Genomic DNA, 14,788 nt, shown 5'->3' on the forward strand with positions numbered 1-14,788 from the left:
GATTGATCTAAAGAAGGAAGAAATACTCAAAAAAGTTACCTCGTTGTAGAAGTTGAAACTATCTACAATTTTTTGACCCCTGTATGAAAATGTTCTTGTACCCCAAAAAGAGCAGGAAGAGGGAACCTTCCTGCTCCTCGCTGTAAAGAAAACTTGGCTTATCGCCAAGCCTTTAAGGCGATAAGCCTTAGTTGCACTTATGCAGGATAAGAAAGTGGTCTATACTTTCTTACCTGCTGAAAAAGGCTCCTGACCTTAAGGCAAAATCGTGGAACCTGTTAAATAACGGTCACATTCCCTTGCCGCTTCTCGTCCTTCATGGATCGCCCAAACGACGAGGCTTTGCCCTCTACGGTTATCCCCGGCCGCAAAGACGCCTTCCCGGCTTGTCGCATAGTCCCCATACTCAGCGGATACCGTTCCGTGTTTCGTCGTTGTAAGGCCCATTTGTTCAAGCAAATCTCTTTCCGGTCCGGTGAAACCGATGGCGAGTAAAACGAGGTCGGCTTCCCAAACGCGCTCGGTTTCCGGAATTGGTTTTCTCACCTTTTTGCCATCTTCATAAACCGTATCTGCCTGCATGGCTTTTATGCCCGTGAGATTTCCCGCCCCATCGCTGATAAATTCGGTCGTCAGCCATTGATAAGCACGCGGGTCTTCACCGTAAACGGCTTCAGCTTCCTTTTGCCCCTCTTCCTGTTTATAAGTCATGGGAAATAACGGCCACGGATTGTCCTCCGTGCGTTCCTCCCCTTTTTCGGTATTAATGTCGAATTGCGTGATCGATTTCGCCCCGTGGCGGACAGACGTCGTAATGCAGTCAACGCCTGTGTCTCCGCCTCCGATCACGACAACGTGTTTCCCTTCGGCAGAAATGTAGTCATCGTTACGGAGGTTATGATTGAGCAACGCTTTCGTATTCTGCGTCAAAAAGTTCATGGCATATTCGATCCCGCTTAGGTTATGACCGGGAACGTCTTCCACGTCTCTCGGGACCTGGGCGCCCGTACAAAGCACAACGCCGTCAACGTGTGTCCGCAATTCGTCCCACGTCATCGTCGTCCCGATCTCAACGCCCGTTTTAAATGTAACCCCTTCTTCTTCCAGCAGACGAACCCGCCGCAGCACCGTCTCATAAGGCAATTTCACGTCAGGAATGCCATACGTGAGTAACCCCCCGACGCGGTCTTCTTTTTCGTACACAATGACCTCGTGACCCGCTCGGTTTAACTGGGCAGCGGCAGCTAAACCGGCCGGGCCCGAACCGATGACCGCCACCTTTTTTCCGGTACGGTGAAGAGGTTGTTTGGCAGTGATCCAGCCTTCACGAAAGCCTTTTTCAACGATTTGCAGTTCAATCGATTTAATCGTCACCGGTTCAGCGTCAATGGCGACTGTGCACGATCCTTCACAGGGCGCGGGGCAGACTCTTCCGGTGAATTCAGGAAAGTTATTCGTTTTGTGCAACCGCTGCAGGGCTTCTTTCCATTGGCCTCGATAAACGAGGTCGTTCCATTCCGGAATGAGGTTATAAACCGGACAGCCGATCTCATCCGAGCCGGGCATGTTCGTTCCTGCCTGGCAAAAAGGAATGCCACAATCCATACAGCGCGCTGCCTGTTCCTCAACCTCTTCCTCGGGAGGGGTTAGTTGATATTCACCCCAATCTTTCACTCTTTCCTCAGGATCTCTTTTGGGAGGATTTTTACGTGCAATGTCCATAAACCCGGTTGGATGACCCATCGGTTTCCCTCCTTTTTACTCGCCAGTTTAGACGGGTTCTTTTTGCTTACCTTTTTCAAACGCAGCCATCACTGCTTCGTCCTCAGGAAGCCCTTCTGCCATCGATGCCTCAATCGCCTGTAACATTTTCCGGTAGTCCGTCGGAATGACTTTGACGAATTGGGTGACAGCCGTTGGCCAGTCGGCCAATATCCGGGTCCCCAGTGAACTATTGGTATATTCGACATGTTGTTCGATGAGCGTTTGTAGCTCTTTGGCATCTTCGTCACTGAGCTTATCAATCTCGACCAATGCCTGATTGCAATGGTGCTCAAAGGTATGGTTCGGATTATAAACATAGGCGATGCCACCCGACATTCCCGCGGCAAAGTTCTTGCCGGTCGTGCCCAGGACAACGACACGGCCGCCGGTCATATATTCAAGGGCATGATCGCCCACTCCTTCGACAACGACATTCGCGCCACTGTTTCGCACGCCAAAACGTTCGCCGGCGATGCCGGAAATATAGGCCTCACCGGAGGTGGCCCCGTAAAAGGCCGTGTTCCCGACGATGATATTATCCTCGGCAGCGAGCGGAGTGTCAGGGTGAGGCGCTGCGATGATTTTACCGCCGGAAAGCCCTTTTCCGATATAATCATTGGCATCCCCAATTAAGCGCAGCGTCATCCCGTTCGGGATAAAAGCGCCAAAGCTTTGGCCCGCCGAGCCGGTAAACGTGAGGTCAATCATGTCTTCGGGCAACCCGTCCGGTCCGCATTTTTTGGAAATCGTACTTCCCACCACGGTACCAACGGCGCGGTTGATACTCCAAACCTTGAAGGATTCCCGTACAGGCCGTCGTTTGTCAATGGCTGGTCGGCATTCGTCCAGCAATACTTCAACGTCCAGGGACTCAGCAACCAAATGTTGTTGCTGACCGCCTCCGACGTGAGCGGTTTGCTCGTCAGCGTTCGGCCGATATAGAAGCGGCTCTACATTCACTTGTCTGGCTTTCGGATTTTTAATGTCTGCTTTCTGCTGCAACAGATCCGTACGCCCGATCATATCGTCGATTCTTTTAAACCCGAGCTCTGCCATAAGCTCGCGCATTTCTTCCGCGATAAAGGTCATAAAGCGGACGACCTGCTCCGCAGACCCGGGAAATTTCTTTCTCAGTTCCGGGTTTTGCGTTGCGATGCCGACCGGGCACGTGTCCATGTGACACACGCGCATCATGACACAGCCGATGACGACGAGAGGCGCCGTTGAAAACGCATATTCTTCGGCTCCGAATAGCGTCGCAAAGATGACATCCTTACCCGTCATTAATTTGCCATCGGTTTCCAGCCGGATCCGCTCTCTTAAGCCATTCATGACCAGCGTTTGGTGGGTATCGGCAAGCCCGATCTCCCACGGTAAGCCGGTATGCTTGATCGAGGTGCGGGCGGCTGCCCCGGTGCCACCGTCATAGCCGCTGATGACGATGCCGTCGGCACGCCCTTTGGCAACCCCCGCGGCAATCGTGCCGACACCTGTGCCCGATACGAGTTTGACGCTAATCGCCGCATCCGGATTCGCGTGTTTTAAATCGTGAATGAGCTGCGCCAAATCCTCAATGGAATAAATATCATGATGAGGGGGTGGAGAAATTAAACCGACGCCTGCGGTTGTGCCACGCACACTCGCGATCCACGGGTAGACTTTCCCGCCCGGGAGTTGTCCGCCTTCCCCGGGCTTAGCCCCCTGGGCAATCTTGATCTGGATTTCATCGGCATTCACGAGATAATGACTCGTGACGCCAAACCTCCCCGAAGCCACTTGTTTAATGGCGCTGCGGCGCAAATCGCCATTCTCATCTCGCGTAAAACGGTCGGGGTCTTCCCCGCCCTCGCCTGTGTTGGATCGTCCGCCAATCCGGTTCATGGCGATCGCTAACGCTTCATGGGCTTCTTTGGAGATGGAGCCAAAAGACATGGCGCCTGTCTTAAACCGTTTAAAAATCTCTTCGACCGATTCGACGTCTTCAAGAGGGACGGATGGGCGGTCTTTCTTCAGAGTAAGTAGCCCTCGCAACGTCGTTTGCCGGTCATTTTGCTCATCGATGGCGCGGCTGTAATGTTTGAACATGTCTTTATCATTCGTTCGGCAGGCTTGCTGCAACATATGAATCGTATGGGGGTTATATTGATGTTCTTCCCCACCGCGTCGCCATTGCTGGTCGTCTCCCGCCTCAAGCGACAGTTCATCATAGTAGAGCAGCTCATACGCTTTTTGATGGCGCTCGAGCGATTCACGGGCGATCATCTCTAAACCAATACCGCCGATGCGGGATTCTGTCCAGGTGAAATGGCGATCGATAACATTTTCATCGATACCGACCGCTTCAAAAATTTGTGCGCCCCGGTAACTTTGAATCGTGGAAATGCCCATTTTGGAGAGAACTTTCATTATGCCCTTGGTGGCCGTTTTAATATAGCGCTCAACCGCCTCCACATAGGAATAGGACGAGAGCTCCCCGTTTTTAATCAGATCGGCAAAGGTGGCAAACACGAGATAAGGATTAATCGCTTCCGCCCCGTACCCGAGCAATAAAGCCAGATGATGGACTTCCCGCGGTTCCCCGGATTCCACGAGTAGGCTGACGCGCGTGCGGGTGCCCTTGCGGATCAAATGGTGATGCAAACTTGACACCGCCAACAAGGTGGGCAGCGGTGCCCAAGCGGAAGAAACATCACGGTCACTGAGCACCAGTAGCGTCGAACCGTCGGCAATCGCTTCGTCGGCCTTGGCGAATAGCGTTTCCAGGGCGGCGTCTATCCCTGCCGCGCCATCGGCAACGGGAAATACCATCGGTAATATCGAAGCATGAAGGCCGTCCGCATCACAAATGCGCAGTTTTGCCATTTCCTCATTGTTTAAAATCGGTGTCTGCAAATAAATATGGCGGGCATTTTCCGGTCCAGGGTGCAGGAGGTCTCCTTCGCGTCCAATGGTCGTACCGACAGCCGTCACCGTTTCTTCACGGATAACATCGACCGGCGGATTCGTCACCTGGGCAAATTGCTGTTTAAAATAGTTATACAAAAGCTGCGGTTTTTCAGCGAGTACAGCTAAAGGATTGTCATAACCCATCGATCCCACCGGATCGGTACCCTCTTCAACCATCGGCAATATTTGTTTTGCAATTTCTTCGATGGTATAGCCGTACACAGACTGCTGCAGTCTGATGGGCTCCCCGTCTTCAACACCGGGAGCGTCAGGATTTTCCCGAATATCCTCAAGCGTGAGCATTTGCTCATTGACCCATTGCTCGTAAGGCTCCTCATGGACAATGTCCGCTTTTACTTCCTCGTCCGGAAGGATACGCCCTTCTTCAGGGTCAACCAGTAACATCTGTCCGGGCTGCAAACGGCTTTTTTGCACGATTTTTTCGGGCGCCACCGGTAAAACACCGACTTCCGACGACATGACGACAATGTCATCTTCGGTCACGATATATCGCGAAGGGCGCAAGCCATTCCGGTCCAAACTGGCCCCTACCTGATTGCCATCGGTAAAGACGATCGCTGTCGGCCCGTCCCACGGCTCCATCAAACAACTATGAAACTGATAAAAAGACCGTTTGACCTCATCCATGTTATGAGCATTTTGCCACGGTTCGGGGATCATCATCATCGCTGCATGCGCCATGGAACGCCCCGATAACGTCAGGAATTCAAACGCATTATCAAAGATAGCGGAATCACTGCCGTTGCCGTCAATAATCGGCTTTACCTTTTCCAAATCATCCCCGAAGGCCCGTGAACGGAACACAGACTCCCGGGCATGCATCCAGTTCACATTTCCCTTAATCGTGTTGATCTCCCCGTTGTGCATCAAATAACGGTTCGGATGCGCCCGTTCCCAACTCGGGAACGTATTCGTGCTGAATCGGGAATGAACGAGAGCGATCGTGCTCTTGAATTGTTTATCTTGCAAATCGACGTAAAACTGGCCGAGCTGTTCCGTCGTCAGCATCCCTTTATATACGATGGTTTGCGTTGACAAGCTCGCAAAATAAAACGGCTGTGCCTCATCAAGCCACGTACGCACTTCTTTTTCCGCGCGTTTTCGAATCACATATAATTTTCTTTCCAGTTCCCTATCGCGCTTTTCGCCCGCTTGAATGAACACCTGTTCAATATACGGCTTGGCCCCGAGAGCAATCGCACCGATGCCCTCTTCTTTTACGGGAACACTTCTGAATCCGATCGTTTGCGCGCCTTCTTCCGCGCAAATATTCGAAATCTCCGCTTTACAAGCGATCCGCTCGTCCTCGTCCATAGGTAAAAACAACATGCCGACGCCGTATTCACCTGCAGCAGGAAGTGAAAACCCTTGTTTTTGCGCCTCCTCCGCAAAAAATTCATGGGGAATTTGCAAAAGGATGCCGGCCCCATCACCGGAATTGGCTTCCGCGCCTGCCCCGCCCCGGTGCTCCAGGTTGCACAGCAAATCCAGGGCACTTCTCACAATCGTATAGGAAGGCACCCCTTTCATATTCGCTAGAAATCCGATGCCGCAATTGTCATGTTCGAAATTCGCCCGATAGAGACCGGCGTTCTTTCCATCTTGATTCAGCATGTGTTTTCACCTCTTCCCATTTGTGGTGAAACTGATTTTATCACTTATCTGAACCTTCGGCAATCTTTTATTTTTTTCCTCAGAACTGTTGAAAGCGCTTTATGGTGCGGGGTATGAGGAATCTCCGATATAAATATTTTTTGTCTAAACGAGCACTCATTCGCTGATGACGACGAATAGTTATTAAAATGATATAATGGATATAGCTTATGGTACGTGAAAGGGGAGAAGTTACGACATGGCTGAGAAGCAAAACAGTGAAAACCAAGATATCCAGACCCAGCTCCCTGAAGAAGACAAGGAGCGAGCAGGTGAAGCTGCGAAAAGCTATATGGAGAAATTTCGCGAAAGCGATGACGCGACAACATTGGTTAATGAACTGGGAGACTTGGGTGAACACGAACAAAAACAAGCCGGCGAATCGCTGGAAGCACTGAAACGGCCCGTCGGCGAGATGTTGGAGCAGGAAAATAATGAACTCCCGGATCGTTTATATGACCTGCGCGAAAAAGTCGCCAGCCTTGAACCCGAACATTTAAAAGAAGGGCGCCTGCAAAAAGCGCTCAATAAATTGATCGGCCGCAATCCGGTGGAGCAATACGCGAAGAAATACAAAACCGTGGAAGGCCAGGTAGAAAACATTATCGAATCACTGCTGGCCGGCAAAGATAAACTGCAAGCCGATAATCTCATGCTTGATCAATTGCGGGAGACGGCCAACGCCCGCATTCAAAATCTGGAACAACAAATAGAGACCGGTAAACAGTTAAACGACATGCTGGAAGCGGAAATGACCGCCGAAGAGTGGCGCGATAACCCGGCCCCCTTACAAAAGGGGCAACAGAAAGTCGTCACCCGCATCCAGAACATGTCGCAAGCGGTTATGGTGCTGCAACAATCCCTCGCTTCCGTCGACCTTATCAAGGATAATAATGAAAAACTGGAGGAAGCGATTTTTAACGCGATCACGATGACGAAAAACGTCATCACGGTGACCGCCTCCATTCAACTTGCCCTCGGAAACCAGAAAAATGTCATTGACGCGGTGCAGAATGTCAACCAGGCGACCGAGGACATGATTCTAAGCAACGCAAAAACACTGCGCAGCAATACGGAAGAGACGTTAAAAACTTTGGAAGAACCCGCCGTCGCTATCGAGTCATTTCGTCAGGCTTATGAAGATGTACAGGCCGCGATTGATATTACGGAACAGTCCAATGAACGGATTGTCAAATCAGGCAAAAATTTCATTGCCGAACTGGACAGATTGAACCAGGACGTGCGGGCGAAATTACCGGAATAAGCAAAAAGGTGTTGATGGCGGTGAAAGATTGGTTGGGAACTTCCTTTCATGAATTTTTTTTACCGGAACGTATCAGGGCGGTTGATGATCATATCTTTTCGGATCCCAACGGCCTTTCGCTCATTAAGGAAAGTGAAGCCGTGATTGATAAAATCATCACCCACGTCCTAGAAAAAGGGCCGGTGAAAGGGACACAAGTCTATAAAAAAAATGGGCGAACGTTCAAGTTGCGTCTGAAAGTCAGCCAAAAACGCTTAAAGTTGATGAGTTTTGATACCCATCTTTCTCCTTCTGCCATAAAGAAGCGCATCGTGATCACGTTCGCCCGTCAACAAACCCAGAAACCGACGAAAAAGCTGCTGAAAGAAGGCCTCGTCTATTACATGAAAAATGGAAAATCACATGTACGCAACATTCAAAAATCACCATTTTTTCACGGCGTCATTGAAAAACTCATCCAATTGGACGGGGCGCTGGATGGACACGCCCCCGCGACGGCTACGGGAACAGCCTCGACAACGGAAGACTTGTCACCGAGCGAAGACGAACAGCAAGAACAATCCCGGTATGATACAGCAGTCAGAAACCTTTACCGGCAAGATGCTGACCTCCCGCAAGCGCTCTCCAATCGTTTACACAAACTTTTGGAAGAAATAAATGCCCTTACGCCCTCGCTGCATCTTTTGGCTATCGAGGACCGGCACCAGGTGAAACGTATGATCGATGAAGATATCCCTGATCTTTTGGACGCCTACCGGGACTTGGATGAAGACGATCAAACGGAACAAATGTCGCGCGTTTATGAAGCCTTAACGAAAATGGAACTCAACTTACAACATGTACAGGAACAGGAAAACCGGGTCAAAACCGATCGCTTTGAATACTTGCTGAAATTAAATGAAAAACGCTATCCGAATAAAGATTAATGTTCGTTCAGGAAAGGTGGACGCTTAAGTGCAGGCAAAGATTGAAAAGCTCGCTTCCAGAACGTATGTGATTGACGGCTATGACCTGAACTTACCGGAACGAACGGGGATTTACGTTCTCGATGAAGAAGAATTAACGATCATTGAAACCGGCCCCAGCCCTTCTTACCCGCAAATTAAAAACGGATTGGAGCAATTGGGCAAGTCACTGGCCGATATCCAGCACATTATCGTTACCCATATTCACCTCGATCACGCCGGCGGCTGCGGGCAGCTCGTCAAGGACACCCCTGAGGCATCCGTTCATGTTCATCCCCGGGGCAAAAAACATCTCGTTGAGCCCGAAAAGCTGGTGAAAGGCGCGAAAGCTGTGTATGGCTCCAACTTTTCCGATTTGTTCGATCCCGTTTTTCCCGTTCCCGAAGAGCGGATAAACGTGTGCGAAGATGGTGACCGCCTCCCCGTTGGAAAAAACCGCACGCTCACGTTTTATGATACGCCCGGGCACGCGGTTCATCATATGTCAATTTTTGATGATCATACGCAGGGAGTATTTACGGGGGATACGGTCGGCATTTTTTACCGGGGGATTCATTCCACTGCCCCGCTCGTGTTGCCATCGACCTCGCCCTCCCAATATGACACCGCGAGCATGAAGACGTCCCACAAACGGATCGAAGCGTTAAAACCGAACGTCATTTACTTTGGCCATTTTGGCGCCAGTGACCAAATTTCCAACATTTTTCAATCGACGGCCACGTGGTTAGAGAGATGGATAAAAATTACACGGGAAGTAGCAGATGAACAGGGTTCGAGTGGCCTATTAAGCGAACGACTATTGCAGTCCGTTATCGATATTCACGGCGAAAAGGCCGATGATAGTCCGGCCTGGAAAGCGCTGAAAATGGATTGCCACGTCTCGGCACTCGGATTATACCAGGCTCATGAAAAAGGTAGACTTTGAGAGAACCATCATTGATTGCTGATAACGATGATTCCTTTTATAATAGAGACAGGTTATTGACAAAGTGAGGGTCCTCCATGAACCGCAAAGAAGCAATCGAAAATAAAGGGCACACCGTATTGGTCGACAGCCATCCCGACTGTGTCTGTTACGGAGTATTAACGGATATCGATACACCGGAAAATAAAATTTGGCAGGGAACGGTTAAAATCAATGGCATCCACACTGTAAACACGGCGCGTATAGCTTCTCATCCTCCCTACCAGGAAGGGGAAGAAGTTACAGTATCAGGCACAAAAATACGGCCGTTCACAGGAAAAACCACGCATTCATACCGCGCTTCCCTTCTAAACGCCATTCAGGTCCTGGAAAAAGAAACGAACGGATCGATCAAGGAACTGGAAGAAGAAAAACAACAATTACAGGAACTGCGCGTGGATCTTGGCAATAAACGCGGAAAAGCGGAAGATCCTTTCCTGTATTTTCATTTAACGGAAGAATACAAGGAAATTATTTTACAGGAACAATCGTATGACGAAAAGATGTCTTTGGAAGGCTGTCCATTTGAAATGGACTGGTTCGACACCAAGGCCAATCGCTGGACGAAGGTGATGCATGAAAATCAGTGGGTATTTAAAACGGCAACAGGCAAACGTATTCGCTTGCAGCCTAAAGATACCATTCGCATTCATAAAGAACAGTTTGAGCCTTTTCAAATCCTCCTCAATGAACTGGAATCCCCTTCCAAGCAATCGTTGGCGCGGTTGATGCATTACTATGGGTTTCAGCGCAAACACATGGTACAATGTCACAATACGCTGTTAAGACAACTGCTGGAAGCCGAAGAAGACCGTCAATTCAGCGGTGTGAATTTCATCATCTGCCAAAAAAACGAGTCATTTCTCATGATTCAACATCGCTATGAACGTAAGCTCCATAGTGATCGGGATGATTATGTCTATGACCGTTTTGAATGCACTTCTGACCTCAATGAACGGCAAGTGATCACGTATACAAACATGCAAACATCGCAATAACCATAGAAAAATCCCCTTATATCGGGGATTTTTCTTTTCTTTCTTCACGTGTAAAATCAGGGGTTTCCACTTCCCGGGAATACCAGGCGAGCAAATCTTCTCCCCGGCTGGCTTCGATATCCTGAATTTCGAAGCTTTTCCCAGACATACTCGATAAAATCGAGACAGAATAGGTGGACAACCGGCGCCACCTTTGCAATGGAGACTGCACCATATCCGCCGCCTGAATGCGGTGGTGAGGGATAATCGCCCGATTCAAATTAAACAAACGCCATTGCAGCATTAAATAATCGTCGCTAATATTGACGCCCCCCGCACGGTGTCGCAACCAGCCGAGATAAAGACCGAGGAGAAGCAGCGGCAAGCCATACACGCCAAACGGGACGAATATACTTAAGGGGACAATGATGATCAGAATCGGAATAACCGCGCGTATGATATAGCGGATCAAAGCCCGTCTCGGCAAAGGTTTGAGCTCAACTCGGTCAGCGACAACGAAGGCCGGCAAAAATTTTTCCAGCACTTCATGAGCGTCTCGTCGGCTGATAAGCGGCACGAGAATCGTGGATTGCTGTTCATCCGCGCTTCCGCCGCCCTTGCTTTCCACATAGATGGTTGTAAATCCGAACGGTTGACGCAAAATGCCGGTAACATAGCGAACAGTTGTGATGCGGTGAACTTTCAACGTTAATTGTTTTCTCTCCAGCAACCCTCGTGAAATCACAAGATCATTCCCGCGTTTGACGACGGTAAACTGTCCGTATTTAACGATGGTGATCACGATGGAAATCAACCACGCGAACAGAGCAATCAGAAAGACAGCGAGCAGCAAAAGCGGGATCGTCGCCGATAGCACCAAGCCGATGGTCGATTCATAAAACTGCTCGGGCAACAGGACGTCAACCTGGGAAAAGAGGGCCAGCACAGCGGAGAGCACAAGCCCTACACCGCCTGACGTCATGCCGGCAAACAGCAAACGCTTAAACCCCAGTGCCCAGGAAGCCTCGACCTCTTCTTCAGGGTCGATGAGCCCTTCTTCTCCCCTTTCATCATCGTCCGTTTCAACCGGTTCACCGTCATCCTCTTCTGCCCTTTCAACCTCTTGCGGCTTTGCCAATAGCTTTCGCCTTAAGCGTTTAGCTTCCTCACGGTCGAGAGCGATCAGATGCACATCCGGTTCACTTCCGCCACCCGCGGTTTCAATTTGAACTTTCACCAGGCCAAACATGCGCTGCAGGATCCCCGCGGACATATCAAAACTTTGCACACGATGTCGCTGGATATAGCGATGCTTTTTGACGATGATCCCTTGCTTAACGTGCAACTCCTGTTCTTCTGCGCGATACCAATAGGTCAACCAATATAAAAAGCTGTAGACAGCGAAAAAAATGAACAATAGCGGCAGGGCAACCATGGCAAACAGTCCGATCCCTCCGCCGGTCGCACCTACAAAAAAGACAACGATGATCGGAATGATAAAATCCCGAAGGCGGTTGAGCAGCATAATGACAACTGTAGCGCCGTGCAGGCGCTTTCCGTTACTCATCGTCATCAGCCGTTTGCGCGAAAACGGCAATCTGGTCACGAAGATCGGAAGCTATGTCTTCCGAGAGCGCCGGTATTTGATGGACGGTAGCTGCGGTGGAAATAGACACTGCAGCGAGGTTGTAATGGCGGTAAATAGGGCCATGTTCCGTATCTACATGCTGAACCCGAATCATGGGAATCAACGTCCTTCGAATAATGAACACCCCGTATTGTAAGTCGATTTCCTCTTCATAAACTTCATACCGCCACCTTCGCCAACGAATGGCCGGTACGATAAAGCTCTGCAACAAAGCCACAATGATCCACAGCAGAATTAAAAGGTATAAAATCCATAACGGCCAGTCAAACAGAACCATGGTGATCCCGTACCCAACCGGGAAAATTAAATAAAATAAACTTTCCAGAAATCCCGTGATTCGCCAGACGGGGAGCGCCTTTTTGGAAAGGCGCTTTGCCGGTGCTTCCCTCATCATGCTATCTCCTTTTTCAGGCAGGCTTTCGCCAGGCTTGGCGATAAGCCAAGTTTTCTTTACTACTCATTTTCATCAGTATAGACTATTACGACCTCTTGTGATTCGAGATATTGCAACACGGCATCATTTAAGCGTTGATCCTCGAGCAAGCCCAGCGAAGGAAGAAGCTCGAGCTCATCCATCTCGCCCCGGTCAGCTTCCGCGATTAATTCCAGGGCTTCATCCAAGCCCCTGGATTCCAATTCTTTGATGAGTTCATCCTTGTTCATCTTTATCCATCCTTTCGGTCAGCCCGAACGGATTCGGTCATTTGTTTCCATACCGAACCTTTCGCTTCTTCCCCGCCTTCTATACGTTCAAGGGCGATTTGCATCTGCATATCGACTTCAAATTCAGGGTCACCGATCGCAGCTTTTAACGGTTCAATCGCTCGTTCGTCACCCACTTCATACAAAAACATCGCGGCTCGCCAACGCACGAGTTTACTTTTATCCTGCAGGCTTTCAATCATGCTTCCATCGCTTCGGGCTCACCCAGGTCCGAAAGGGCGTCCCCGGCTGTGCGTCGAACCGTGACCGCCCGGTCTTTAAGCGCCTTATAGAGGTAAGGTAACGTCACTTTCGTTTCAATCATTCCGATTAACGTCGTTGCCAGTCTCCGAACCGATTGTTTTTCATCATCCAGGGCCATATCCAGCACCGGCAGATCTTCTTCCCCGGGGTCCATTTGATCCAGGGAAGCGTAGCGGTTGCGCCAATCAGGGTCCTGTATCATTTCCTTTGTTACTGTGAGCGGTTGGGGGCGATGTCCGGGGTCGGTTTGACTGGGGTCTCCCCACTGCACGAGTTGATCGAGCCTCTCCTGGCTATAAGCGGCGGCGATTTCTTCAGCAACCTCGGTTCCGATGGCTTCCAAATCATGGCCAAAACGCGCGCTTCGTTCTTCCCATTTTCGTTCGAAAACGATATTTCCCTGTTCTCCGGCGGCCGCAAATGCTGCTTCGGTAAAACGCTCGGGTAAGCCTACGCGTTTTTCCTCATCCCCCGTAAGTAATTTAATTTGCATCGGGATATACTTATACACTTGTACCTGCACTTGAATCTCGCCGAAATGATCGGTCCCCGCAGAAGATGGGCCGGAAGCCTTCTCCGCTTGTTGTCCAAAAACTTTTCTTGCTTCAGCCAGTACCTCTTCCCAATTCGCTTTCGGTTTCCGTTCCAATGCGAGAAAATCGGCGACGTGGTACACGCCCTTGATGCCGTCAATGTCAAACAATTGCTGAATTTGCCGAGGGGCATCGTCCTTGTTATCGTGTGTGTAATTGCCGCTTTTTCCACCCGGCAACTGCTCATCCAGCGTCAGCTTCATCGTATGCGGGCTCGGCGTCGGTTCGATCCCGGTAATTTTCATCATTGTTACCTCCCTTCGTTTAGATATCTACGAGTTTGGCCATGTGGTACATAATATCTTCAAAAGGGGTTTTGTCGCCAAATTGTCTGGCAACCTTTCCATCTGCCGTGATTAAAACCGTAGTGGGAACCCCTTGGCACTGGTAGCGTTCATAGGCATCCGTGCCTGCGTCTTCTACCATTGGGATCAGCAGTTCGTGGGACTCCACGTACTTCTGTCCGGCTTGAGGCGCGCGCTCCCTGCCCGGCACATTAACGTTCAGCATCGCCAACGCGCTCTTATCGATTTTGGGATACAAGGCTTCCTTCTTTTGCAGATCACGTTGGGAATCCGGGCACCAGGACGTCCAGAACGTTAATAACAGCGGCGTCCCGGCAAAGTCTTCGTTCGTCACTTCCCGTTCTTTATAAGGATTATATAGAGAAAAAGCCGGTGCTTGTTTCATATTAACTATTTACTCCTCGCGGTTATTGGTAAGAAAATGTAAAATGTTCCCTGTATGTTTGATCGGCGATAAGCGAGCCACAAGGGTTTGACGGTGAAAAAGCAACAGCATCGGCACGGATTGAATCTTGTATTCATACGCGAAGTCCGGTGCCAATTGCAAGTTGAGTTTATAGATGTTCGTCCGCCCTTCGATGTTTTTCGCCTCTTCGACCATTTTCTCGGCAAGCGTGCACGTTTGGCAAAAGGGCGAGGTGATCAATAAAGCCGTGTATTCAAGCGGCTCAATTTTATACCAATCGCGTGCGCTTATTTCCGCTAACAAAAAAATGTCACAC

At 49.9% G+C, this 14,788-nt stretch carries 11 protein-coding genes and 1 pseudogene; 4 read left to right on the plus strand and 8 right to left on the minus strand.

The features are described 5' to 3' along the window. Positions 1-255: 255 nt before the first annotated feature. Both BLS58_RS00455 and gltB read right to left on the minus strand, forming a co-directional pair. Positions 256-1,743 (minus strand): glutamate synthase subunit beta, encoded by a 1,488-nt coding sequence (locus BLS58_RS00455; RefSeq protein WP_090395591.1) that lies wholly within the window; start codon positions 1,741-1,743, stop codon positions 256-258. 27 nt (positions 1,744-1,770) lie between these two features. Continuing rightward, positions 1,771-6,345, minus strand: coding sequence for a glutamate synthase large subunit (gene gltB, locus BLS58_RS00460; RefSeq protein WP_090395592.1), 4,575 nt, complete (start codon positions 6,343-6,345; stop codon positions 1,771-1,773). Between the two features lie 238 nt (positions 6,346-6,583). On the opposite strand from gltB, the gene BLS58_RS00465 reads away from it, so the two are divergent. The 4 genes from BLS58_RS00465 to BLS58_RS00480 all read left to right on the plus strand — a co-directional run bounded on the left by BLS58_RS00465 (position 6,584) and on the right by BLS58_RS00480 (position 10,575). After that, positions 6,584-7,648: a toxic anion resistance protein gene (locus BLS58_RS00465; RefSeq protein ID WP_090395593.1), complete on the plus strand. Its 1,065-nt coding sequence runs from the start codon at positions 6,584-6,586 to the stop codon at positions 7,646-7,648. Between the two features lie 20 nt (positions 7,649-7,668). After that, entirely contained in the window at positions 7,669-8,574 is a 906-nt protein-coding gene (locus tag BLS58_RS00470) for a hypothetical protein (protein ID WP_143018845.1), read from the plus strand. A 28-nt stretch (positions 8,575-8,602) separates the two neighbouring features. Then, positions 8,603-9,538: an MBL fold metallo-hydrolase gene (locus BLS58_RS00475; protein WP_245723006.1), complete on the plus strand. Its 936-nt coding sequence runs from the start codon at positions 8,603-8,605 to the stop codon at positions 9,536-9,538. A gap of 77 nt (positions 9,539-9,615) precedes the next feature. Beyond that, a complete protein-coding gene (locus BLS58_RS00480) occupies positions 9,616-10,575 on the plus strand; it encodes a DUF2777 family protein (protein ID WP_090395595.1) in 960 nt (319 codons plus the stop codon). A 16-nt stretch (positions 10,576-10,591) separates the two neighbouring features. Here BLS58_RS00480 and BLS58_RS00485 read toward each other — a convergent pair whose 3' ends face one another. From BLS58_RS00485 to BLS58_RS00510, 6 genes and pseudogenes are all read right to left on the minus strand, one after another. Next, complete coding sequence (locus BLS58_RS00485) at positions 10,592-12,121, minus strand: PH domain-containing protein (RefSeq protein WP_176764522.1); 1,530 nt, start codon at positions 12,119-12,121, stop codon at positions 10,592-10,594. After that, positions 12,114-12,593, minus strand: coding sequence for a PH domain-containing protein (locus BLS58_RS00490; protein WP_090395597.1), 480 nt, complete (start codon positions 12,591-12,593; stop codon positions 12,114-12,116). The genes BLS58_RS00485 and BLS58_RS00490 overlap by 8 nt, the downstream gene beginning before the upstream one ends. Positions 12,594-12,655: 62 nt before the next feature. Continuing rightward, on the minus strand, positions 12,656-12,865 hold the full coding sequence (locus BLS58_RS00495) for a hypothetical protein (protein ID WP_090395598.1): 210 nt from the start codon (positions 12,863-12,865) through the stop codon (positions 12,656-12,658). Positions 12,866-12,867: 2 nt separating this feature from the next. Continuing rightward, a pseudogene (locus tag BLS58_RS00500) lies at positions 12,868-14,006 on the minus strand (conserved virulence factor C family protein). Positions 14,007-14,025: 19 nt separating this feature from the next. Continuing rightward, positions 14,026-14,451 (minus strand): TlpA family protein disulfide reductase, encoded by a 426-nt coding sequence (locus BLS58_RS00505; protein WP_090395599.1) that lies wholly within the window; start codon positions 14,449-14,451, stop codon positions 14,026-14,028. Positions 14,452-14,460: 9 nt separating this feature from the next. Continuing rightward, on the minus strand, positions 14,461-14,775 hold the full coding sequence (locus BLS58_RS00510; RefSeq protein WP_090395600.1) for a thioredoxin family protein: 315 nt from the start codon (positions 14,773-14,775) through the stop codon (positions 14,461-14,463). Between the last annotated feature and the right edge of the window lie 13 nt (positions 14,776-14,788).

Origin of the sequence: Natribacillus halophilus (genome assembly GCF_900100185.1) — a bacterium.
GTDB classification, from domain to species: Bacteria; Bacillota; Bacilli; order Bacillales; family Marinococcaceae; genus Natribacillus; species Natribacillus halophilus.